We start from the raw sequence: 21,961 nt of genomic DNA, 5'->3' as shown, positions 1-21,961 counted from the left end.
TGGTCCCGCCACGCGTTATCCGGCCGCGGCACGCGCGACGGCCGCCGCCGCGAGCGCCTTCACGACGGGGTGCGGGCGCTTTCCGTCCCCGGACAGCTCGGGCTGGAACAGCGTCGCCAGGAAGAAGGGATGTCCCGGCAGCTCCGCGATGCGCGCCTGCCCGTCCTCGTCGTGCCCCGACAGCCGCAGCCCGTGGGCGGTGAGCACCGGCAGGTACCGCGGCTCCGGACCGTAGCTGCAGTGGTAGCGCTCCATGGACCGCTCCGCGCCGAGCACGGACTCGGCGAGCGACCCGGGCTCGGCCCGTACGAGGCCCTCGTGGCCGACGAGCGAACAGGCGAGCGGCGCGATCAGCAGGTCCTCGGCCCCCGGGTCGTTCTCGGCGTGCGCGACGCCGGCCAGCCCGCAGACCGAGCGGGCGTACTCCAGCAGCGCGTGCTGGAAGCCGCCGCAGGTCCCGAGGAACGGGATGCCCTCCTCCCGCGCGACCCGGATCGCGGCGAGCGCCCCCGCCTCGCTGGCGTACGGGCTGCCGGGCAGCAGCCAGACCGCGTCGAACCGGGCCAGGGCCCCGGAGGCGGCCTCGGCCGCGGCGTCGCCGGTGGGGATCCAGTACGCGTCGAGGACGAGCCCGTCACGGGAGGCGAGGGCGTCGAGCAGCGCGGGGACGCGGGTGTGGGACTTCACGTGCGGGGAGCGGTCGCCGACGAGGGCGACCCGGGCGGGCCGGGTCGTCCGTGCAGTGGCCGGTGAGGTGGCCCGTGAGGTGGCCCGTGAGGTGGTCCGTGCAGTGGTCATACCGGTCATCCTGCGACCCGGCCCCGGTTCAGCGCCAACGATTGTTCCTGCATGTTCGATCAGCAGATCTGATCGCCGTTCCCGTGCTACTTCAGTGCGGCCTTGGTGGCCACGAGGATCAGGCCGAGGGCGAGGTTGACGACCCCCTCGGCGGCCAGCTGGCCGCGGGTGGCACCGGCGCGGGCGGCACCGAGGCACGCCCAGACGACCTGCTGCGCCACCGCCACGCTCATGGCCAGCCACGCCGTCCCCACGTAGTCCAGCCCGAGGAGACCGCTGACGGCCACGGCGGCCGCGGGCAGGGCGGCGGCCTCGACGATGGGCCACTCGTGCAGGGCGACGCGGCGGATCTCGTGCCGGCTCCACGGCTGCCCGACCAGCCGTTCCCCCGCCAGCTCGGCGTACACGTGGGTGGCCCAGAACACCAGACCCGTGATGAGCAGGAGGATGACGAGGTGGAGCCGCGGATGGTCCCCGACGGTACTTGCGGTGGCCACCACGGAGGTGGCGAGGAGGGAGCCGTACACGGCGCCGGCGGAGTCGGTCCGGGACGTGCCCTGTGGCCTGCTGCGGCCTGCGGACGGGCCACTGGGGATGCTCACCCCGTCCACGATACGGACGCCGCGTCCCGCCGCCGGCCGGGCGCGCCGGGCGGCGGACTTCCGGGGCGCGGCGGGCGGCGGACTTCCGGGGCGCGGCCGGGCCCCGGGCCGGTGGCACGCTGGCGCCATGGATCCGCACCTGCTCCGCACCTTCGTCACCGTCGCCCGGCTGTCCTCCTTCTCCGCCGCCGCCCGTGAGCTCGGCTACACCCAGTCCGCCGTCTCCCAGCACATCGCCGCCCTCGAGGGCGACCTGCGCGCCGAGCTCCTCACCCGGCGGCCCGTGGAGCCGACCCCGGCCGGGGTGCGGCTGCTGGAGCACGCCGGTCCGCTGCTGCTGCGGCTCGACGCGGCCCGGGCCGATGTGCTGCGGCTGGCCGCCGCGCCGCCCGGGCAGGTCACCCTCGCCGCGTCCCCGCTCTGCGTCGGACCCCGGCTGCTGGCCGCGCTGCCGGCCACCGGGGTGGCGCTGCGGGTGCTGCCGGCCGCCGAGGTGCCGGCCGCCGTCGCCACCGGCGGCTGCGACCTCGGCCTGGTCGACGGCCTCGCCGCGCCCAGCGACCCGCTGCGGCTGCCCGACGTGGCCCCGCTCACCGTGACCGGCGTCGGCGAGGAGGAGCTCGCCGTACTGCTCCCGGCCGGGCACCCGTTCGCCGGCCGGGCCGCGCTCCGGCTGGACGACCTCGCCGACGCCCGCTGGATCGACGCCCCCGGCGCGGCGCCGCTGCCCGCCGCCGTCCGGACCGCTCCGGCCCTGCGCTACGACGGCACCGACCTGCACGCCCTGTGCGCCCTCGCCGCCGCCGGGCACGGCCTGGTCCTGCTGCCGCGCCGGATGGCCGAGGCAGCCGGGGCCGGGGTCGCCGTACCGCTGTCCGACCCGCGCCTGGTGCACCGTACGGAACTCCTCGCCCCCGGCACCCCGCCCCCCGCGGCCGCCGCCCTCGCCGCCCGCCTCACCCCGTCCCGGTAACCACTCGCGCGCGGCCCGGCGCGGCGGCAGGATCGCACCATGGACCTCGAACCCGATCCGTTCACGCACGCCGACTACGCCGCCCGGATGGCCGCCGCCGCACAGAGCGCCGCCGATGCCGGGCTGGCCGGGCTGCTCATCGCCCCCGGGCCCGACCTCGCCCACCTCACCGGCTACCGGCCGATCGACACCGAGCGGCTGACCGTGCTCGTGCTCGCCGCCGGGCAGGAGCCCGTCCTCGTCGTGCCCGCCCTGGAAGCCCCCGACGCGGCCAAGGCCCCCGCGGCGCCCGCGCTGACCCTGCGCGACTGGGCCGACGGGAAGAACCCGTACGGAGTCACCGCGCCGCTCCTCGACGTGGGCGGCCGCTTCGGGGTCAGCGACAACACCTGGGCCATGCATCTGCTCGGCCTCCAGCGGGAGTTGCCGGCCACCTCGTACGCCCCCCTCACCGACGTCCTGCCGATGCTCCGCGCGGTCAAGGACCAGCGGGAGCTGGAACGGCTCGCGGCGGCCGGCGCGGCCGCGGACGCGGCGTACGCGCAGATCCTCAAGGTCCCCTTCGCAGGACGCCGGGAGACCGACATCGCCGCCGACCTGGCCGCTCTGCTGCGCGAACACGGCCACTCCCAGGTGGACTTCACGGTCGTCGGCTCCGGCCCCAACGGGGCCAACCCGCACCACGAGGCCGGCGAGCGCACCATCGGGCACGGCGACATGGTGGTCCTCGACTTCGGCGGGCTCAAGCACGGGTACGGCTCCGACATCTCCCGCACCGTGCACGTCGGCGAGCCGAGCGCCGAGGAGCAGCGCGTCCACGACATCGTCCGCCAGGCCCAGCAGACGGCCTCCGCGGCCGTCCGCCCGGGCATCGCCTGCCAGGACGTGGACCGGGCGGCCCGCGCGGTGATCACCGAGTTCGGCTACGGAGACCGGTTCATCCACCGCACGGGCCACGGCATCGGCGTGACCACCCACGAACCCCCGTACATGGTCGAGGGCGAGGAGCAGCCCCTGGTTCCCGGGATGTGCTTCTCCGTGGAGCCCGGCATCTACCTCCCCGGCCGCTTCGGGGTGCGCATCGAGGACATCGTGACGGTCACGGAGGACGGCGGCCGCAGCTTCAACAACGCCCCGCGGGAGCTGGCGGTCGTGGAGTAGGAGTCGCAGGCCGGAGCAATGCCGCAGGGAGGCGTGTTACGGCCCCAGCAGCACCGCCGACTCGCCCGGTACGTGGACGCGGCCGTCCGGGCCCGGGTGGTCGACGGGTTCCCAGGAAGCCAGGACCCGGACCCCGTTGCGGCCGAGGGCGATGGTCACCGGCTCGGGGGAGAGGTTCACGGCCGCGCGTACCTCGCCCCGCCGGAACGTCACCCAGCGGCGCTCCTCGTCGTACGCCACACGGACCGCCGCCAGGTCCGGGTCCCGCAGGTCCGGGTGGGTGCGCCGGAGGGTGACCAGGGTCCGGTACCAGGCCAGCAGCCGGTCGTGCGGGGCGCGCTCCGGCTCCGCCCAGTCCAGGCACGAGCGGTCCCGGGTGGCCGGGTCCTGCGGATCCGGGAGTTCCTCGGCCTTCCAGCCGTGCGCCGCGAACTCCCGCCGCCGGCCGGACCGTACCGCCTCGGCGAGCTCCGGGTCCGGATGGTCGGTGAAGTACTGCCACGGCGTGCCCGCGGCCCACTCCTCGCCCATGAACAGCATCGGTACGAACGGCCCGGTCAGCGCCAGCGTCGCACCGCAGGCCAGCAAGCCGGGGGAGAGCGAGCCCGCGAGCCGGTCGCCGAGGGCCCGGTTGCCGATCTGGTCGTGGGTCTGCGTGTAGCCGACGAAGCGGTGCGCGGGCGTGCGGCGCCGGTCCACCGGGCGGCCGTGGCTGCGGCCCCGGAACGAGGACCAGGTGCCGTCGTGGAAGAAGGCCCGGGTCATGGTCTTGGCCAGGGCGGCGAGCGGCGCCCCGGCGAAATCGGCGTAGTACGCCTGGGACTCACCGGTCAGCGCACAGTGCAGGGCGTGGTGGAAGTCGTCGTTCCACTGGGCGTGCAGGCCCAGGCCCCCGGCGGCGCGCGGGGCCGTGGTGCGCGGATCGCACCGGTCGGACTCCGCGATCAGGAACAGCGGGCGGCCGCTCTCGGCGGCGAGCTCGTCCACGGCCGCGGACAGCTCCTCCAGGAAGGTCAGCGCCCGGCCGTCGGCGAGCGCGTGCACGGCGTCCAGCCGGAGCCCGTCGATCCGGTAGTCCCGCAGCCAGGCCAGGGCGCTGTCCAGGAGGTAGGCGCGCACCTCGTCGGAGCCGGCCGCGTCCAGGTTGACCGCCGCGCCCCACGGGGTGTGGTGGGTGTCCGTGAAGTACGGGCCGAAGGCCGGGAGGTGGTTGCCGGAGGGGCCCAGGTGGTTGTGGACCACGTCCAGCACCACCCCGAGCCCGGCCGCGTGGGCCGCGTCCACGAACCGGGCCAGCCCGGCCGGGCCGCCGTACGGCTCGTGCACCGCCCACGGCGCGACCCCGTCGTACCCCCACCCGTGCCGGCCGGGAAACGGGCAGACCGGCATCAGCTCCACGTGCGTGACCCCGAGCGCGGTGAGGTGCCCGAGGCGGGCGGCGGCCGCGTCGAAGGTGCCCTCGGGGGTGAACGTGCCGATGTGCAGCTCGTAGAGGACCGCGTCCTGGAGCCGCGTCCCGGGCGCCGGGGCCTGCGGGGTGAGCGGCTCGAAATCCACCACCGCCGAGAGGCCGTCGGGCCCGTCCGGCAGCCGCCGCCCGCGCGGGTCGGGCCGTACGATCCCCTCCCCGGGGGCCACGCCCAGCAGGAATCCGTACCGGTCCCCGTCGGCGGCCGGCGCCTCGGCGAGCCACCAGCCGGCCCGGTCCGGATCGCGTGCCATCTCGTACGTCGCGTCGCCGACCCGCAGCGCGACCCGGTCTGTCAGCGGTGCCCACACCTCGAACTGCACGGACGGTTCCCCTCGTCTGCGGCGGTACCCGGAACGTGTGCCTGCCCCATCATCGCGGGACGGCCGCAGGAGTTCTGGACACTCCGGCCCTGACGGGCCGACAATCACCCTGTGACGTCCAGTTTCGAGTTCCCCGCCTTCCCGGTACCGCGCCTGTCCGACGCGGAGCGCGACCGGGCGCTGGAGCAGCTCCGCGAGGGTGCGGCCCTCGGGAAGCTGTCCCACGACACGTTCCTGCGCCGTATGGAACTCGCCCTGGTCGCCCGCCGCTCCGAGGACCTCGTGGTCCTCACCGCCGACCTCGAGAACCGCGGGAGCGGCGAAGGCCCCTGGACGCGTCGCGTCTTCTCCTGGGTGGGCCGCGCCTCGGCCGTGTCCGCCGGCGTCCGGCGGGCGTGGACCGCCGAGCGGCTGCCCAAACTGCTGCTGCCGCACCCGAGCGCGCGGGCCCTGCGGATCGGCCGCGACCCCGGCAACGGGCTGCGGCTCACCGACGAGACCGTGTCCCGGGTGCACGCCGAGCTCGGACTGCGCGACGGGGTGTGGGTGCTCACCGACCTCGGCTCCTCCAACGGCACCACGGTCAACGGACGCCGGGTGACCGGCTCGGTGGCGGTCCGAGCCGGGGACCAGATCGGCTTCGGCCGGATGAACTTCCGGCTGTCCTCGAGCTAGGGCCTGTCCGGGGCGTCCGGCCCGCTCGGCAGGACGCTTCCCAGGGGGGCACCGGCTCCCGGATCCTGCCGGGGCCGATGATGGGGTCCATGGAACACGGAGACCCGAAGGACTCGCAGGAACACCGGCCCGCCGTGCGCCCCGCGCGCCCCGAGGACCTGCCCCGCCTCGTCGAACTCGTCCACGAGCACGTCGCGTACGAGAAGTCCGCGCCCCGGCCCGCGGACCTGGCCGACCGGCTCGGGCCGCAACTGTTCGCCGAGGGCGCCCGCCTGTGGGTGCTGCTGGCCGAGGCGCCGGACGGCTCGGTCGCCGGATATGCCGCCTGCTCGGCCGAGTTCGCGTTCTGGGACGCCCGGCACTACCTCCACATGGACTGCCTCTACCTCGCCGAGGAGGCCCGCGGGCACGGCCTCGGCGCCGCCCTGATGGACGGCGTGGCAGGCCTCGCCCGCGAGCTCGGCCTCGACCAGGTCCAGTGGCAGACCCCGGACTGGAACGAGGGCGCGATCCGCTTCTACGACCGGCTCGGCGCCACGGGCGCGCCCAAGCGCCGGTACACGCTGCCCGTACCTGCCGTACCTGCCGTTCCCGCCGGAGCGCCCGCAGCCGCTACGCATTGACCGTCCCGGCCGCCACGAGCCGTTCGTAGGTCGCCAGGACGGTACGGGTCTGGTGCTCGACCTGGTGGGCCACCGGGACCCGGCGTGCCTGGAACCGGGCGGCGAACTCCTCGCACCAGCCGGTGACGAGCCGGTCCAGCCCGGGCGCCGCCGGGTGGCCCTGAGCCCGCAGCACCCGCAGCAGCATCGCGGCGGCGCGCAGCGACAGGCGGCGCCCGAAGGCGTCGATGCTGCCGATGGAGGCCGCCGTGGCCTCGGCGGGCGCCCCGGGGCCGGTCCACTCCACGGTGATCCGGGGGATCAGGGCGAGCGTCCAGTCGACGGCGCGCAGCAGCGCGGCCGCACCGGGGTCCGCGCCGATGCCCGCGCCGTGGCCCCCGCCGGGCTCCGGGGCACCGGGCACCCGGTCCCGTACGCGGGCCACGAGCGCGGCGTCCGCGGTGAGCCGCCCCGCCAGGAGCCGCAGGGCGCCGCGCGGGTCCGGATGCGGGGCGGGGTCGTCGACCAGGTCCGAGGCCCACATCGGGACTTCGACGATGGCGGTGGTGCCGGCGTACCGGTGGGCGTGGTACCAGGTGCTGAGCCGGGTGTCCTCCGGGTGGAACGCCCCGGCGGCGTCCGCCCCGGGCTGCGGCATCACGAAGATCCCGGGCCCGGGGGAGGGCCAGCCGGCCGCGTCCGAGGCCCCGGTCTCCACCGGGATCCGCAGCTCGGCGGCCGATTTGGCGAACGGCTCCGCGAGGCCCGGTATGTCCCGGGTGAGCTGCACCCAGGACCCGCCGAGGTCCGTGCCGTGGAGCGAGACCTGGAGGACGGGCCGCAGCTCGTCGATGAGGGCCGTCAGGGCCAGGGTCTCGGGCGGGAGCCGGTCCGGAGGCAGTAAAGACGGCGCCCACTCGGGCTGTTCCGGACCGGGCGGCCGGAAGAAGTTCCGGTGGTAGTCGAGCAGGGAGTACGGGCGGGGTGTGCGGTGCAGGGCCGCCCCGTCGGGATCGGCGCACAGCAGGAAGTGCCAGCCCCGCCCGGCGCGGATCGCCGGCTCGTGGAGGACGCGCCGGGCCAGCGCCAGCGCGGTGGCACCGCCGACGGGCTCGTTGGCGTGGGCCCCGGCGACGACGAGCACGCCCGCGCCCTGCGGGCGGCCGCTCGGCAGGGCGGAGAGCAGCCACAGGGGCCGGCCGCCCCGGGAGGTGCCGGCCCGGCGGAGCCGGGCCCGGCCGGGGTGCTCGTCCGCCAGCGCGCGGGCGGCCAGCGCGAGCTCGGACGGTGTGGGGTAACACATGTCTCGGAGGAGGGTCACGTCTGATGCAATGCCCGCCGCGCACGCCCCCTACTGCTCCGCACGCCCCACACTTCCCGGAAACCCCTGGCCAACGCCTTGCCGGGGCGGCCCTCGGCCACTGCTGGTGGAGTCCGCGGCCGGCCAGGGACGGGAAGGCCTCGCCCACCGCCTCCGACAACGTCGGACCGGCGCGGCCGAGGCCTTCGCCGGGCTACTCGTCTCCCGGCCCGCCGTCGCGCAGGAGGACGGCGACCGGGCGGGCCGAGAGCAGGTCCGCCAGCCGGACCTCGCCCTCGTACGAGGCCCCCCGGTCCAGGAGCGCCGTCCACCGCCCCGGCGGGAGGGCCAGGGCGGTGTCCCGCCAGCCGCCGGCCGCGGCCAGCCGGTACGAGAGCCGGGTGGCCGCCGCGACCAGCCCGGCCGGGCGGGCGAACGCCAGGCAGTGCTCCGCCGCCGGGCCCCGGGCGGCGAGCGGGGCGTAGCCGGTGAACAGCTCGGGCCGGTCCCGGCGCAGCCGCAGCAGGGCGGCCGTCAGCGCGAGCTTCTCCTGCGCCTGCCCCTGCGGCGCGGCCCCCGCGTCGAGCCGGGCCAGGGCCTCGCGGGGGAACCGGGCCGGGCGCCGGTTGTCGGGGTCGACCAGGGCCCGGTACTCCGTCTCGGCGCCCTGGTAGACCTCCGGGACCCCGGGCATCGCCAGGTGCAGCAGGGTCATGCCGAGCAGGTTCGCCCGGGCCGCCCCGGCCAGCTCCGCCAGTTCCGCCGGATCCGCGGGCTCCTCCGGGTCCGGGACGTATCCCGCGACCGAGGCCTCGTACGCCGGGTCCTGGTCGGTCCAGCTCGTGTGCAGGGCCGCCTCGCGGACGGCCTTGAGGAGCGCCTGTACGAGGCGCTCGGTGCGCTCGGGGACTTCCCCGAGGCCCAGCGCCGTCTGCCGGGCCACCCAGGCGAGTTGGGGATCGGGACCGGCGGGCCGGCCCATCAGCTCGGGTGCCTGGGAGAGCGCGGAGATGCGGGCCCGGACGTCCGCGCTGCGCTTGGTGTCGTGGGTGGACAGCACCGTCCCGGAGCCCGGCCAGTCCCGGTCGAGCGCGGCGCAGTACGCGTGGAACTCCGCAGGCGGGAGGGCCGGTTGCCCGGGGTCACCCCCGACCTCGGTGGCCGACAGCAGCGGGGCGTGCCGGTAGAAGGCCCGGTCCTCCAGCGACTTGGCCCGCAGGGCGGCCGAGGTCTGGGCGAAGCGCGCCGAGAAGGCGGGATCGCGCAGCACGAGGTCCCGTACGCCGGCCACCGCGCCCGGGCCGGCCGGCGCGGCGGCCTCCGCCAGGGCCTGCGGGTCGAGCTCCGGCTCGCCGGGGTACGGCCGGTAGACCGGATAGGCGATCAGCACCTCCCGTACTCCGGCCGCGAGTTCCGGACCGGCGGCCCGCTCCAGGGCTGCCAGCTCGGCGGCCAGATCGCCGGTCAGTACCTCCCGCGCACACGCCCGGGCCGTCCGTTCCCAGTCCGGCGTCCCGGTGAACTCCAGGTACCGGCGGGTCAGTTCGGGGGCGCCCGCCGGGTCGGTGAACACCCCGTCCACCCGGCGCAGTGCGTCGTACCCGGTGGTCCCGGCCACCGGCCAGCCGGGCGGCAGCCGCTCCTGCCGGGCCAGGATCTTCTCCACCACCACCCAGCAGCCCCCGCCCACCGCCGCCCGCAGCCGCCGCAGGTACCCCTCCGGGTCCGCCAGCCCGTCCACGTGGTCGATCCGCAGCCCCCCGGCCACCCCGTCCCGGACCAGCTCCAGCACCTTCGCGTGCGTCGCCGCGAACACGTCGGGGTCCTCCACCCGGACCCCGATCAGCTCCGAGATCGTGAAGAACCGCCGGTAGTTGAGGCCCGTCCGGGCCTCCCGCCACCAGGCCGGCCGGTACCACTGCGCGGCCAGCAGCTCCGGCGCGGCCAGCCCCGCCGTGCCCTCCCGCAGCGGGAACTCCAGCTCCCCGTGGCGCAGCACCCCGCCGTCCCGGTCGACCGTGAACGCGCCGGGCTCGGGCGGCCCCGGGAGCACCGGCAGCAGCATTTGGCCGCCGCCCGCCTCCCAGTCGATGTCGAACCAGCGGGCGTACGGCGACCGCGGACCCTCCCGCAGCACCTCCCACAGGGGCCGGTTCAGCCGCAGCGGGGACGGCACCGCCATGTGGTTCGGCACGATGTCCAGCACCAGGCCGAGCCCGTGCCCCCGGGCGGCCGCGGCCAGCGCCCGCAGCCCCGGCTCGCCGCCGAGCTCGGCCCGCACCGCGGAGTGGTCGGTGACGTCGTACCCGTGCGCCGAGCCCGGGACCGCCTCCAGCACCGGCGAGAGGTGCAGGTGCGACACGCCGAGCGAGGCGAGGTACGGTACGGCCGCCTCGGCCGCCGCGAAGGGGAACTCCGGTCGCAGTTGGAGGCGGTACGTCGACGACGGGACCGCAGCTGACGGGGCCGCAGGTGGAGCTGGGGTGACAGCTGCCAGAACATCAGATTCCGTTTGGCTGTGCGGATACGGCTGGCTCATGAGAACGTACGTACCCACCTTCCGGGATTCCGTGCCATGACCCAATGCATCCGGGTGACTGCACCGCGTTAGGGTCGATCAAGTGGCCGGAACCGTCAACACCTATCGAAGAGTCATCGCCCTGACCGGGCCCCTACTCCCGCTCCTCTCCTTCCTCGCGCGACTCCCCGTTGCGATGTCCCAGTTCGGGAGCGTGCTGCTGGTCGCCGAGACCAGCGGCTCCCTCGCCACCGCCGGCATCGTCGGCGGCATCCTCTCCGCCGGACAGGTGGTCTTCGGGCCCGTCCTGGGCCGGCTCGCCGACCGGTACGGGCAGCGGCCCGTGGTCCTGACCGCCGCCGCGGTCAACGCGGTCGCCACCGGCGCCCTGGTCGCCGGGGCCCTCGGGGGCCTCGCCACCGTCCCGCTCGCCGCGATCGGCGCCGTCACCGGCGCCTCCGTACCGCTGATCGGACCACTCGCCCGAACCCGTTCCGTGGCCCTCGCCCACCGGGCCGAGGCCGACGAGGGCGTGGTGGGCGCCGTCCACTCGCTCGAAGGCACCCTCGACGAGGTGTCCTTCGTCTTCGGGCCGGCCCTCGTCGGACTCGCCGCGCTCGCCCTGCACCCCGCGATCGCCCTCGGCGGGGCCGCCGCCCTCGTCGCCGTCTTCGGCACGGCCTTCGCCCTGCACCCGACCGCCGCCGTCACGGCCGGGGCAGGAGCGAAGGAGCGCAGCCGGCGGCGGGGCGTGCGCACCGGTGCGGACGCCGGCGACGCCCGCGCCGACGTCGAGCGCCGCAGCCCGCAGCCGCGCGTCGTGTACGCCGTACGGGGCTCCCTGCTGCTCCAGGGGGCCATGTTCGGCGCCTGCCAGGCCGGAATCGCCGCCCTCACCGCTCGTTTGGGCGTCCCCGGCCAGGCCGGCATCGTCTACGCCGCCATGGGCGTCGTCAGCGCCGCCGTGGGCCTCGCCCTCGGGGCGCTGCCCGCCCGGATCGGGCTGCGGCTGCGCTGGCGGGCGGCGACCGCCGCCGCGCTGGTGCTCTCCGTACCGCTGCTCTTCACCGACACCCTGTGGCCGCTGTACGCGGCCGTCACGGTGCTCGGGGCCGCCTACGCCCCCCACCTGATCACCGCGTTCGCGCTGACCGAGCGGGTCGTGGAGCCCGCCCGGCTCGCCGAGGCCACGGCCTTCGCCGCCAGCTCACTCGTCGCCGGGCAGGCCGCCGCGCTCGCCGCCTCCGGACGGCTCGCCGAGTCGTACGGGCCCGCCGGGGCCTTCGCCGTGGCGGTCGGGGCCGCCGCACTGTCCCTGATCCTCGCCCTGGTCACCCGGGTGCCGACCGCCCGGACGCACCCCGCCGCGCCGAAGGTCTTCATCCCGGCGCAGCAGACGGCCTCCCCGCACGTGACCGGGAGCCCGTCGGGCCCGCCGGGCTCCTCCTACGCCGGGCGCTGAAGCACCACCAGACACCGCCCTGTCAGCGCCACCCGGTCCCCGGCCGCATACTGCGGTCCGGTGCCGGGTGGCAGTACGTCCGGCCGCGCCGTGTCCACGACCAGCCGCCACTGCGCCCCGTGCCCGGCCGGGACGGTGAACTCCTGGGGATCGGCGCCCGCGTTGAACATCAGCAGGAACGAGTCGTCCGTGATCCGCTCCCCGCGCGAGCCCGGCTCGGAGATCGCCTCCCCGTTGAGGAACACCGTCAGCGAGCGCGCGTGCTGCGCCTGCCAGTCGCGGGCCCGCATCGGCTCCCCGTGCGGGGTGAACCAGGCGATGTCGGACAGCTCGTCGTCGGTCCCCTCCACCGGCCGCCCGTGGAAGAACCGGCGCCGCCGGAACACCGGGTGGTCGCGCCGCAGCCACACCATCCGCCGGGTGAACTCCAGCAGGGAGGGCGCCGGTTTGCCCGGCTCGGGCCAGTTGACCCACGACAGCGGGTTGTCCTGGCAGTACGCGTTGTTGTTGCCGCCCTGCGAGCGGGCGAACTCGTCGCCGTGGCTGAGCATCGGCACGCCCTGCGAGAGCATCAGGGTGGCCGTGAAGTTGCGCATCTGTCGCTCGCGCAGCTCCTGGACCTCCGGGTCCTCCGTCGGCCCCTCGACCCCGCAGTTCCAGGACCGGTTGTGGGTCTCCCCGTCCCGATTGCCCTCACGGTTCGCCTCGTTGTGCTTCTCGTCGTACGAGACGAGGTCGTTCAGGGTGAAACCGTCGTGGCAGGTGGTGAAGTTGATCGAGGCGAGCGGGCGGCGCCCGTCGTCCTGGTAGAGGTCCGAGGAGCCGGTCAGCCGCCCCGCGAACTCCGCCAGCGTCCGCGGCTGCCCGCGCCACAGGTCCCGTACGGTGTCCCGGTACTTGCCGTTCCACTCGGTCCACAGCGGCGGGAAGTTCCCCACCTGGTAGCCGCCCTCGCCCAGGTCCCAGGGCTCCGCGATCAGCTTCACCTGGCTGACCACCGGATCCTGCTGCACCAGGTCGAAGAAGGAGGACAGCCGGTCCACCTCGTGGAACTGCCGGGCGAGCGTGGCCGCGAGGTCGAAGCGGAACCCGTCCACATGCATCTCGGTGACCCAGTACCGCAGCGAGTCCATGATCAGCTGGAGCACGTGCGGGGAGCGCATGAGCAGCGAGTTCCCGGTCCCGGTCGTGTCCATGTAGTGCCGGGGATCGTCCGCGAGCCGGTAGTACGAGGCGTTGTCGAGCCCCCGGAAGGACAGCGTCGGGCCCAGGTGGTTGCCCTCGGCGGTGTGGTTGTAGACCACATCGAGGATCACCTCGATCCCGGCCTCGTGCAGGGCCCGCACCGCCGACTTGAACTCCAACACCTGCTGGCCCCGGTCACCGGAGGCGTAGCCGTTGTGCGGGGCGAAGAAGCCGATCGTGTTGTAGCCCCAGTAGTTGCTCAGCCCGTCGTCGACGAGCCGGTGGTCGTTCACGTACTGGTGCACCGGCATCAGCTCCAGCGCCGTCACCCCGAGCTTGGTGAGGTGCCCGATGACCGCCGGGTGCGCGAGGGCCCCGTAGGTACCGCGCAGCTCCTCGGGCAGATCGGGGTGACGCATGGTCAGTCCCTTGACGTGCGCCTCGTACAGCACGGTGTGGTGGTACTCGTGGCGCGGCGGGCGGTCGTTCGCCCAGTCGAAGTACGGATTGACCACGACCGAACTCATCGTGTGCGGAGCCGAGTCGAGGTCGTTGCGCGAATCCGGCCGGCCGAAGTGGTAGCCGTACACCTCCTCGCCCCAGTCGACGCTGCCCGCGACGGCCCGCGCGTACGGGTCCAGCAGCAGCTTGGCCGCGTTGCAGCGCTGCCCGCGCTCGGGCTCGTACGGGCCGTGCACCCGGAAGCCGTAGCGCTGCCCCGGCATCACCCCGGGCAGGTAGGCGTGGCGTACGAAGGCATCGGTCTCGCGCAGTTCGACGGCGGTCTCCGAGCCGTCCTCGTGGAGCAGACACAGTTCGATGCGTCGGGCGGCCTCGGAGTAGACCGCGAAATTGGTGCCGGCGCCGTCGTAGGTGGCGCCGAGCGGATACGCCTGTCCCGGCCAGACCTGCATGGATACGACTCTTCCCCTCGTTCCCCCGGCTGTCGGGCTGATGGTTCGGGCTGATCCGGCGTGGACCACGTCACTGCAGATCTTCCCCGAAAGTGGGCCCGCACGCGGGGACTTGGGATGCTCCTCCCGGGTGACCCGGAGAGCTGATATGCGGGTCAGCGGACTATGCGGGCATCGGATAATGGGTCAACGGACCACCGGTGTAAGGGCCATCGGGCTGCATCGGGCGCCGCGCTCGGAGTACCCTTCCGTGATCACTGGAGACGGGCGTCCAGACGCAGAAGGCGGTGCACGGGTGAGCTCGGGAGGTCTGGAGCTGCCCCCTGGTGACAGCGGTCACGAGGGCGGCCCGGCGGACGCCCCAGGAGGTGCACCCGGTGGTGCGCCCGGCGGGGTGTCGGGCGGCGTGTCGGGCGGCGTTCCCACGGGGGTGCCGGCCGGGGCGGTGTCGCTGGCCCCGACGGCGGCCGGGAGCGTGCGGGCCGGGGCCGAGCTGGACTGGGGCGCGGACGCGTGGAGCGAGGTCCGGACCCGGGCGCAGCGCGCCGGGCGTGCGTACATCTGGCTGAACCTGATCGAGCAGAGGCTGCGCGCCGTCGTCGGCGCGGTGCTGCGGCCGATCTACGAGCCCGTGCACGGCGGGGACGACTGGGTGGTCGCGGCCGCCGGACCTGCCGGCCAGGAGTGGGTGCAGCGGGCCGTCGCGGTCCGCGAGGTCAGCCGGCGCAAGGGCTACCTGCTGGACCCGGCCGACGACAACGTGCTGAGCTTCCTGACGCTCCCGCAGCTGCGGGAGCTCATGGTCCAGCACTGGCCGTGCTTCGAGCCGTACTTCGACGACCGGCGGGAGATCGAGCTCGCGCTCGACGAGCTGGAGGTCACCCGCAACGTGGTCTCCCGCAACCGGGCGCTGTCGCGGGCGGTGCTGGAGCAGGCGGAGCGCGCCTCGGCGCGGCTGCTGGAGGTGCTGGGCGGCGGCGCGGGCTCCCCGGGGGCGGACCGGCTGCCGATCGACGCGGTCGAGGACCTGGTGGGCGACCGGTACGCGGACGTCATCTCGGTCCACCCGGACCGGGTGCGGCTGCAGCGCCAGCTCCCGGCGGAGGACCTGTTCGGCGGGGCGCGGCGGCTCGACGCCATCGGCATAGGGCTCAACCTGCTGGTGCAGAACTTCTCGGGCCGAAGACTCGTGCGCCTCACGGAGGCCGGCTGCCGCGTCCGGCTGCTGTTCCTGAACCCGGCCAGCAGCGCCGTGAAGCGGCGGGAGCGGGAGCTCGGCCTGCGCAAGGGCGAGCTGAGCCGCTCGGTGGAGATGAACATCCTGCACGTGCGCCGGGTGCGGGCGGGGCTGCGGGATCCCTCGCGGTTCGAGATCCACGTCTTCGACGAGACGCCCCGCTTCACCGCCTACCTGGTGGAGGGGGAGTCCTCGGGCATCGCGGTGGTGCAGTCGTACCTGCGCCGGGCGCGCGGCATGGAGGCGCCGGTGCTGGTGCTTCGGGGCGGCGGCGCCCGCGGTTCCTCGCGGGACGCGGAGCACGGGCTCTTCCCGACGTACCGGGAGGAATTCGAGTCGATCTGGGAGGACTCCCGCCCGGTGTCGTGACTGTCAGTGCCCCGTGGCAGGCTGAAAGTCGTTGACCAAAGGTGTGTACGGGGTGCACGGGGAGTACGGGGGAGGGGCACGGGGTGGAGAACTGGCGCGGCATGGGGGACTGGCACGGCGGTGTGCTGATCGGATTCGACCTGGAGACGACCGGCACGGAGCCGGGGGAGTCGCGGATCGTGACGGCGGCGGTGGTCGAGGTGCGGGCGGGCGAGGTGCGCGAACGGCGCGGCTGGCTCGCGGACCCGGGGATACCGATTCCCGAGGGCGCCTCGGCGATCCACGGGATCAGCACGGAGCGCGCGGTGGCGGAGGGCCGCCCGGTGCGGGAGGTCGCGGACGAGGTCGCGCAGGCGCTGGTCGAGCACTGGCGGCGGGGCGCGGTGGTCGTCGCGTACAACGCAGCCTTCGACCTGACCCTGCTGACGGCCGAGCTGGCCCGGCACGGGCTGCCCTCGCTGGCCGACCGGCTGGGCGGGGCGCAGCAGACGGGGCCGGTGGTGGACCCGCTGACCATCGACCGGGCCGTGGACCGCTACCGGCGCGGCAAGCGGACCCTGGAGGCGGTGTGCGGGGTGTACGGGGTGACCCTGGACGCCGCGCACGACGCGGGCGCCGACGCGCTGGCCGCGGTGCAGGTGGCCCGCGCGATAGCCGCCCGCCACCCGGAGGTGGCGGCGCTCACCCCGGCCGACCTGCACACCCGCCAGGGCGGCTGGCACGAGCGCTGGGCCCGCGACTTCCAGTCGTACCTGCGCCGGCAGGGCACCCCGGACGCGGTGATCGACACGGCGTGGCCGCTGCGGAGCCTGCTGCCGGCGTCGGCCTGAGGGCTGTTTCGGCCTGAGGGCGTGCCGGCCTGAGGGCTGTGCCGGCCACGCGGTCACGCAGGCCACTCCTCGCAGTACTCGAGGTGCAGGTCGCGGTCTTGGGGATCGCAGTCCACGCTCCGGCAGAAGTGCCTGCCCCCGTGGTTGAACACCTGGCCGGGGCCCGTGCGGGCGAGGTCGGCGAACTGTACGGCGGCTTCCCGCAACGTCCGCGCGCTGCCCGTCATGAACAGCGTCTCGCTGTGGATGCCCTGGCGGAACCGGTCCCGGTTCTCCCGGTGGTGGAGGCCCGATGCGTCGGGCTCCGCATCGGGGTCGGGGGCGGGCAGGTCCACGGTGCGCGGGCGCCCGGGGCCGAGCCGGCCGCGCAGCTCCTTCCACCGGGACGGGGCGAACTGCAGGGAGTGGTGCAGCAGGACGAGGTCGAGCGGGCGCCCCGCGCCCGTGTCCGGTCCGCCCGCCGCGTTGGCCCGGATCGGCAGGTGGACCAGCGACCGGGGCGAGGCGGCCGCGAGGGCCCAGAGCCCCGCGGTGATCTGCGCGGCCTCCTGGTCGAACCAGCCGTTCAGGTACCAGGGGCCGTCGAGGAGCACCGCGCGGGCCGGGGTCCGGGCCGGGCGGATGACTTTGAACTCCGTCGCACCCAGGCGGGCGGTGTGGATCGTGGTGTGCAGTCTCATATGCGGTCCTGGATACGGCACTCCTAGAACGCGTGCCACCGCATTTCGGGGTCGCCGTCGCGCAGGGAGGCCACCCGGCGCCGGAATTCGGCCAGTGCCTTCGGGTTCGTCGGGGCGTGCTGGGCGACCCAGGCGCAGCTGGCCGTCTCGCGGGCGCCCCGCAGCACCGCGCAGCCCGCCCAGTCGCGCACGTCCCATCCGTACGCCGCCACGAAGGCCTCGTACGCCTGCGGCGGCAGCCCGTACCGGTCGCGGGAGAGGGCCATCACCACCAGGTCGTGTTCGCGCAGATCGGCCGAGACGGTCTCCAGGTCCACCAGGACCGGCCCGTCCGGGCCCACGTGGACATTGCGGGGGAGGGCGTCGCCGTGGATCGGGCCCGGCGGCAGGTGCGGGGCGAGCGCGGCGACCTCGCCGGCGTACGCATCGCGCCGGGCGCGCAGGTACGCCGCGTCGGCCGGGTCGACGGCCTCGCCCGCCAGCCGCAGCCAGCGCTCGACCCCGCCCAGCAGGTCCCGCGCGGGCAGCGCGAACGGCGCCGCCGGGAGGGCATGGATCTGTCGCAACAGCACCGCCAGGTCCTCGGGACCGGCCGGCCGGACCGCATCCGCGAGGCGGTGCCACAGGGTCACCGGGTGTCCCGCCACCAGCCGCGGCTTCGGCTCGGCGGCGCGGACCGCCGGGATCCCGGCCTCCTCGAGCCAGCCCGCCACGGCGAGCTCCCGCCCGGCCCGCTCCAGCAGCGCCGCCTCCCGGCCGACCTTCACCACCAGATCGCCGGCTGCGAAGACGGCGTTCTCGCCCAGCGCCAGCAACGCGGCCGGCCCCGTGAGCCCCGCCGCCGCCAGCACACCCCTGGCCTGCGCCTCGTCCATGACACCTCTCCGCATCCGGATCACCGCGAATCCGCCAAGTCTTGCATTCCCACGGCTTCGCCCCCCGCCCGCGCCCCAGCGGCTCCCGTTCCGGCGGCCGGATATCTCCGTTGCACGAGACGTATCGTCTCGTTAGGCTCGTTGCATGACCCCAGCCCAGCCCGCACACATCGCCATGTTCTCGATCGCCGCCCACGGGCACGTGAACCCGAGCATCGAAGTGATCCGGGAACTCGTCGCCCGCGGCCACCGCGTCAGCTACGCCATCCCCGCCTCCTTCGCCGAGAAGATCGCGGAGACCGGCGCGACACCGGTGATCTGGAACTCCACCCTCCCCACCGGCGACGAGCCCGAGGCCTGGGGCACCGAGCTCATCGACAGCATCGAGCCGTTCCTGAACGACGCCGTGCAGGCCCTGCCGCAGCTCGCGGCCGCCTTCGAGGGCGACGAGCCCGACCTGGTCATCCACGACATCACCGCCTACCCGGCGCCCGTCCTCGCCCACCGCTGGGGCGTCCCCGCCGTCTCCCTCTCCCCGAACCTGGTCGCCTGGACCGGGTACGAGGAGGAGGTCGCCGCGCCGATGACCGCCGAACTGCGCGCCTCCGAGCGCGGGCAGGCGTACTACGCCCGCTTCCGCGCCTGGCTCGACGAGAACGGCATCGACGAGGACAGCGACCGCTTCGTCGGCCGGCCGCGCCGCAGCATCGTGCTCATCCCGCGCGCCCTCCAGCCGCACGCCGACCGCGTCGACGCGTCCGTCCACACCTTCGTCGGCTCCTGCCAGGGCGACCGCAGCGCCGACCAGGGCACCTGGGAGCGCCCGGCGGCAGCGGAGGGGAAGAAGGTGCTGCTGGTCTCCCTCGGCTCGACCTTCACCAAGCAGCCCGTCTTCTACCGCGCCTGCATCGAGGCCTTCGGGGACCTGCCCGACTGGCATGTCGTCCTCCAGATCGGCAAGTTCACCGACGAGGCCGAACTCGGCGCCGTCCCCGCCAACGTCGAGGTCCACCGCTGGGTTCCCCAGCTCGACATCCTGCGCCGGGCCGACGCCTTCATCACCCACGCGGGCGCCGGCGGCAGCCAGGAAGGCCTCGCCACCGGCACCCCGATGGTCGCCGTCCCGCAGGCCGTCGACCAGTTCGCCAACGCCGACATGCTCCGGGGACTCGGCGTCGCCCGGCACGTCCCGATGGACGAGGCCGACGCCGCGACCCTGCGGGCGGCCGTCCTCGCGCTCGTCGCGGATCCCGGGGTCGCGGCCCGCGCCGAGGCCGTCCGCATGCAGATGGCCGCCGAGGGCGGTACGCGACAGGCCGCCGACCTCGTCGAGGCCGAACTGCCCGCGCTGTCGGTGCACCGTCCTATCGTTCGGTCATGACCACGAAGACCACGAAGAAGTACGCGGCCCTGCTGCGCGGAATCAACGTCGGCGGGGCCAAGAAGGTCCCGATGGCCGAGCTGCGCGAGGTCCTGGCGGGCCTCGGCCACACCGACGTGCAGACGTACCTGCAGAGCGGCAACGCCGTCTTCGCCAGCACGGAGAAGGACATGGCCGCCCTGGCCCGCGATCTGGAGCGGGCCGTCGAGGCCCACTTCGGCTTCGCGGTGCGCTGCCTGGTGGTCGACGGCGGCTACCTGCGCGCCGTCGCCGAGGCCTGCCCCTTCCCGGCCGCCGAGCTCGAGGGCAGGCAGCTGCACGCCACCTTCCTCTCCGAGCAGCCGGCCGAGGGGCGGTTCGCCTCGATCGACGGGCCCGCGTACCTCCCGGAGGAGTACCGGATCGGCGACCGGGTCGTCTACCTCTACGCCCCGAACGGGCTGGGCCGTTCCAAACTGGGCGAGGCCCTCGCCAAGCCCGCCGTGTTCAAGGGCATCGCCGCGACGACCCGCAACTGGAACACCGTCGCCAAACTCGTCGAGCTGACGGAGGACACCCCCTAGCCCCAGTCGATGTCTGCCAGGCCCTCCAGCGGAGTCCGGTCCTCCAGGGCCTCCGGGACCACCAGCGTGTCCGCCTGGAGCAGCGTGGCGGGGAACTTGAGACCGGTCCGCTTCTGGATCTCGCCCAGCTTGATCTGGAACACCCGGAACTCGTCCAGCTCCAGGATCTCCGCCAGGACCAGGTTCTGGGTCAGCAGGAACGCCTTCGCCTTGAGGGTGCCCTTCTCGGAGTACACGAGCACCTTCCAGAACTCGCGCGGAAGCTGCACGCCGCGGAAGACGCGGTCGTCGTCCTGGAACACCGGCCCGCCGAACACGCTGACCTTCAGGCCCTCGACCTCGATCTCCTCGTAGAGGGCGTTCTCCAGCTCACCCCAGATGCCGGCCTTCGCACTCTGGTTGAAGTCGTCCATCTGCGGGGTGATGTTGGTGTAGAAGAACGAGTCGGTGTTGGCGCGGTCCGCCTCGGGCATGGGCCCCCAGATCAGGTCGGCGCGGCGCGCGATGTGGCCCCGGTCGAGCCGGTTGCCCTTGTAGATCTCGTTGCCGACCTGGACGTCGGCCGGCAGCCGCGGATCCTTCTTGAACTCGATCCCGCTGCGGTCGATCTTCTTGATGGCTCCGCCGTCTATGTTCCAGGCCACCCAGAACGCGAACCGCCGCTTCCCGTGCAGCGCCAGCGAGAAGTGGGTGTACGGGATGACCTCGGTCCCGGAGAGCTGCACGGCATCCGCCTTGACGGCCGCGCCCAGCTGCGGGGTGGCTATCGGCACCGTGAGGAAGCCCGGGTCGTACCCGGTCACGGCCTCCAGCGAACCGCGGGCCGGCGGCTGGAGGGTGATCTTCAGTTCCTCGAAGACCGCGTGGGGGAAGCAGGCCAGCGCCCGGTCCTCGGGGTCCGCGTCGCTCTCCCCGCCGAAGTGCAGACCGGCCAGTACATCGGTCGGCCTGCCGGTGCGCGCCTTGAACAGCCAGGCCGAACCGGAGTCGCCGGGCAGGCTGATCTCGTCGCCGTCCGCCGGGTGGCCGGGGTCGGGGCCTATCTCGAAGCACTCGATCTCGCGCACCCCGACCGGCGCTCCGTAGTTGATGCTCACCTTGGCGAAGGGCCGCGTCACCACCCCGTGCGTGACACCGGTGGTCCGCCCGCTCTTGACGACCTTGTCGTCGATCTGCGGCTCGCCCAGCTGCGTCGGCGTGACGTCGAGATCGAGGATGGCCGTGTCGAAGTCGCGTTCCGTGATGCCGGCGACGGCGCAGTCGCCGACCTGGCCGAGGTGGGAGCGCTTGAGCGTGCCGAGCCGGTTCAGGGCGATGCGGCTGTCGTCGGCGGTCCCGGGCTGGACGACCTCGTCGCCCGGCACGCCCTTGCGGCCGTTGAGCACGTGCCAGTTGCTCAGGACACAGGTCGAGCCGTCGTTCTTGTCGAAGACGATGCAGCCGAGGGTGCCGGCGCTCACCTTGACGTTGCCGACGCTCACCCCGGGACGGACCGGGTCGACGCGCTTTTGCCGCTCGGGCGTCTGGGCCTCGGGCACCACCAGGAAATGCGGTTTGTAGCTGCGCTGCACGACATCGGTCGGCACTTCCACGCCGCCGCCTATGTCGATGACCGCCGGTATCTCGACGCTCCCCACGTCGCGTACGCCCTCCGGCCGGACCTTCTTGTCCACCGTGAACTGCAGTGCCAGTTCCTTGCTCCGCTTCCCGTTCTTCTCCTTGTAGCCGATGCCGATCGAGGACACGTTCGGGTCGCTGAGGTAGCTCGACCCGCGTGTACGGATGAATTGCTTGAGCGAGGTGATCAGCTTGTCCTGGCCGTTCGCCGAACGGGTCGTACCGGCCGAACGGGTCGAACCGGCCGAACGGGCCGAACCGGCCGAACCGGCCGCTCCGGCGGAGCCGGCGGTCGCGGGCCTGGCGGACGTGCGCTTCTTGACAGCCATCAGGGGCTCCCTTCAGGCAAGGAGTTCAGGCGAGAGAAGCCCCGCCGAGAAGAATCCGGCCCCCGAGATGGTTGAAATCGACGCAACCGCACCGGGGCT

Annotated in this window: 17 protein-coding genes and 1 pseudogene; 9 read left to right on the top strand and 9 right to left on the bottom strand. The window is 74.2% G+C overall.

Annotated elements, in window-relative coordinates; translation table 11 throughout:
• Nucleotides 1-15 precede the first annotated feature (15 nt).
• Nucleotides 16-798, bottom strand: a complete 783-nt coding sequence (locus tag OG299_RS10320; protein WP_327361310.1) for a CTP synthase C-terminal region-related (seleno)protein — start codon at nucleotides 796-798, stop codon at nucleotides 16-18.
• Nucleotides 799-884: 86 nt separating this feature from the next.
• Nucleotides 885-1,400, bottom strand: a complete 516-nt coding sequence (locus tag OG299_RS10315) for a hypothetical protein (protein WP_266634321.1) — start codon at nucleotides 1,398-1,400, stop codon at nucleotides 885-887.
• 127 nt (nucleotides 1,401-1,527) lie between these two features.
• On the opposite strand from OG299_RS10315, the gene OG299_RS10310 reads away from it, so the two are divergent.
• Together OG299_RS10310 and OG299_RS10305 are read left to right on the top strand one after the other, a co-directional pair.
• A complete protein-coding gene (locus OG299_RS10310) occupies nucleotides 1,528-2,373 on the top strand; it encodes a LysR family transcriptional regulator (protein WP_266634323.1) in 846 nt (281 codons plus the stop codon).
• A 39-nt stretch (nucleotides 2,374-2,412) separates the two neighbouring features.
• On the top strand, nucleotides 2,413-3,534 hold the full coding sequence (locus OG299_RS10305) for a M24 family metallopeptidase (protein WP_327361309.1): 1,122 nt from the start codon (nucleotides 2,413-2,415) through the stop codon (nucleotides 3,532-3,534).
• Between the two features lie 36 nt (nucleotides 3,535-3,570).
• Here the strand turns inward: OG299_RS10305 and treZ are convergent, their stop codons facing one another.
• Nucleotides 3,571-5,325, bottom strand: a complete 1,755-nt coding sequence (gene treZ / locus OG299_RS10300) for a malto-oligosyltrehalose trehalohydrolase (protein ID WP_327361308.1) — start codon at nucleotides 5,323-5,325, stop codon at nucleotides 3,571-3,573.
• 111 nt (nucleotides 5,326-5,436) lie between these two features.
• Between treZ and OG299_RS10295 the strand changes: the two genes are divergently transcribed.
• Both OG299_RS10295 and OG299_RS10290 read left to right on the top strand, forming a co-directional pair.
• On the top strand, nucleotides 5,437-6,000 hold the full coding sequence (locus OG299_RS10295) for a DUF1707 and FHA domain-containing protein (RefSeq protein WP_266634329.1): 564 nt from the start codon (nucleotides 5,437-5,439) through the stop codon (nucleotides 5,998-6,000).
• Nucleotides 6,001-6,089: 89 nt separating this feature from the next.
• The gene (locus OG299_RS10290) at nucleotides 6,090-6,623 is read left to right on the top strand and encodes a GNAT family N-acetyltransferase (RefSeq protein ID WP_327361307.1); all 534 of its coding nucleotides are present in this window, start codon (nucleotides 6,090-6,092) and stop codon (nucleotides 6,621-6,623) included.
• Here the strand turns inward: OG299_RS10290 and OG299_RS10285 are convergent.
• Nucleotides 6,613-7,923 (bottom strand): M14 family zinc carboxypeptidase, encoded by a 1,311-nt coding sequence (locus OG299_RS10285; RefSeq protein WP_327361306.1) that lies wholly within the window; start codon nucleotides 7,921-7,923, stop codon nucleotides 6,613-6,615. The two genes, OG299_RS10290 and OG299_RS10285, sit on opposite strands and share 11 nt — an antisense overlap.
• A gap of 193 nt (nucleotides 7,924-8,116) precedes the next feature.
• Nucleotides 8,117-10,441, bottom strand: a complete 2,325-nt coding sequence (gene treY, locus OG299_RS10280; protein WP_327361305.1) for a malto-oligosyltrehalose synthase — start codon at nucleotides 10,439-10,441, stop codon at nucleotides 8,117-8,119.
• A gap of 82 nt (nucleotides 10,442-10,523) precedes the next feature.
• On the opposite strand from treY, the gene OG299_RS10275 reads away from it, so the two are divergent.
• A complete protein-coding gene (locus tag OG299_RS10275) occupies nucleotides 10,524-11,882 on the top strand; it encodes an MFS transporter (RefSeq protein ID WP_327361304.1) in 1,359 nt (452 codons plus the stop codon).
• Here the strand turns inward: OG299_RS10275 and glgX are convergent.
• Nucleotides 11,867-13,981, bottom strand: coding sequence for a glycogen debranching protein GlgX (gene glgX, locus OG299_RS10270; protein WP_266634338.1), 2,115 nt, complete (start codon nucleotides 13,979-13,981; stop codon nucleotides 11,867-11,869). The two genes, OG299_RS10275 and glgX, sit on opposite strands and share 16 nt — an antisense overlap.
• 295 nt (nucleotides 13,982-14,276) lie before the next feature.
• Here glgX and OG299_RS10265 point away from each other — a divergent pair, with 295 nt between their 5' ends.
• Both OG299_RS10265 and OG299_RS10260 read left to right on the top strand, forming a co-directional pair.
• Complete coding sequence (locus OG299_RS10265) at nucleotides 14,277-15,587, top strand: DUF5919 domain-containing protein (protein WP_266634340.1); 1,311 nt, start codon at nucleotides 14,277-14,279, stop codon at nucleotides 15,585-15,587.
• 101 nt (nucleotides 15,588-15,688) lie between these two features.
• Entirely contained in the window at nucleotides 15,689-16,417 is a 729-nt protein-coding gene (locus tag OG299_RS10260) for a 3'-5' exonuclease (protein WP_266635840.1), read from the top strand.
• A 53-nt stretch (nucleotides 16,418-16,470) separates the two neighbouring features.
• Here the strand turns inward: OG299_RS10260 and OG299_RS10255 are convergent, their stop codons facing one another.
• A complete protein-coding gene (locus tag OG299_RS10255; RefSeq protein ID WP_327361303.1) occupies nucleotides 16,471-17,097 on the bottom strand; it encodes a hypothetical protein in 627 nt (208 codons plus the stop codon).
• Nucleotides 17,098-17,120: 23 nt separating this feature from the next.
• Nucleotides 17,121-17,972 carry a phosphotransferase enzyme family protein gene (locus tag OG299_RS10250; protein WP_327361302.1) on the bottom strand — a complete coding sequence of 284 codons (852 nt, stop codon included), beginning with the start codon at nucleotides 17,970-17,972 and terminating at the stop codon, nucleotides 17,121-17,123.
• 101 nt (nucleotides 17,973-18,073) lie between these two features.
• Here OG299_RS10250 and mgt point away from each other — a divergent pair.
• Both mgt and OG299_RS10240 read left to right on the top strand, forming a co-directional pair.
• Nucleotides 18,074-19,353 (top strand): annotated as a pseudogene (gene mgt / locus OG299_RS10245) (macrolide-inactivating glycosyltransferase).
• Nucleotides 19,350-19,916 (top strand): DUF1697 domain-containing protein, encoded by a 567-nt coding sequence (locus OG299_RS10240; protein ID WP_327361300.1) that lies wholly within the window; start codon nucleotides 19,350-19,352, stop codon nucleotides 19,914-19,916. The pseudogene mgt and the gene OG299_RS10240 overlap by 4 nt, the downstream one beginning before the upstream one ends.
• Here OG299_RS10240 and OG299_RS10235 read toward each other — a convergent pair.
• The gene (locus tag OG299_RS10235; RefSeq protein ID WP_327361299.1) at nucleotides 19,913-21,862 is read right to left on the bottom strand and encodes a DNA/RNA non-specific endonuclease; all 1,950 of its coding nucleotides are present in this window, start codon (nucleotides 21,860-21,862) and stop codon (nucleotides 19,913-19,915) included. The genes OG299_RS10240 and OG299_RS10235 overlap by 4 nt on opposite strands.
• Nucleotides 21,863-21,961 lie beyond the last annotated feature (99 nt).

It is taken from the genome of Streptomyces sp. NBC_01296 (genome assembly GCF_035984415.1).
Lineage (GTDB): Bacteria > Actinomycetota > Actinomycetes > Streptomycetales > Streptomycetaceae > Streptomyces.
The sequence above is the reverse complement of the archived record's forward strand: the minus strand, read 5'-3'. Positions and strand labels throughout refer to the sequence as shown.

Excerpts from the sequence above, each read along its gene's own strand:
- OG299_RS10320 (WP_327361310.1), bottom strand. The coding sequence starts at position 798 with ATGACCACTGCACGGACCACCTCACGGGCCACCTCACGGGCCACCTCA.
- OG299_RS10310 (WP_266634323.1), top strand. The coding sequence starts at position 1,528 with ATGGATCCGCACCTGCTCCGCACCTTCGTCACCGTCGCCCGGCTGTCC.
- OG299_RS10305 (WP_327361309.1), top strand. The coding sequence starts at position 2,413 with ATGGACCTCGAACCCGATCCGTTCACGCACGCCGACTACGCCGCCCGG.
- OG299_RS10290 (WP_327361307.1), top strand. The coding sequence starts at position 6,090 with ATGGAACACGGAGACCCGAAGGACTCGCAGGAACACCGGCCCGCCGTG.
- treY (WP_327361305.1), bottom strand. The coding sequence starts at position 10,441 with ATGAGCCAGCCGTATCCGCACAGCCAAACGGAATCTGATGTTCTGGCA.
- glgX (WP_266634338.1), bottom strand. The coding sequence starts at position 13,981 with ATGCAGGTCTGGCCGGGACAGGCGTATCCGCTCGGCGCCACCTACGAC.
- OG299_RS10260 (WP_266635840.1), top strand. The coding sequence starts at position 15,689 with ATGGGGGACTGGCACGGCGGTGTGCTGATCGGATTCGACCTGGAGACG.
- OG299_RS10255 (WP_327361303.1), bottom strand. The coding sequence starts at position 17,097 with ATGAGACTGCACACCACGATCCACACCGCCCGCCTGGGTGCGACGGAG.
- OG299_RS10250 (WP_327361302.1), bottom strand. The coding sequence starts at position 17,972 with ATGGACGAGGCGCAGGCCAGGGGTGTGCTGGCGGCGGCGGGGCTCACG.
- OG299_RS10240 (WP_327361300.1), top strand. The coding sequence starts at position 19,350 with ATGACCACGAAGACCACGAAGAAGTACGCGGCCCTGCTGCGCGGAATC.
- OG299_RS10235 (WP_327361299.1), bottom strand. The coding sequence starts at position 21,862 with ATGGCTGTCAAGAAGCGCACGTCCGCCAGGCCCGCGACCGCCGGCTCC.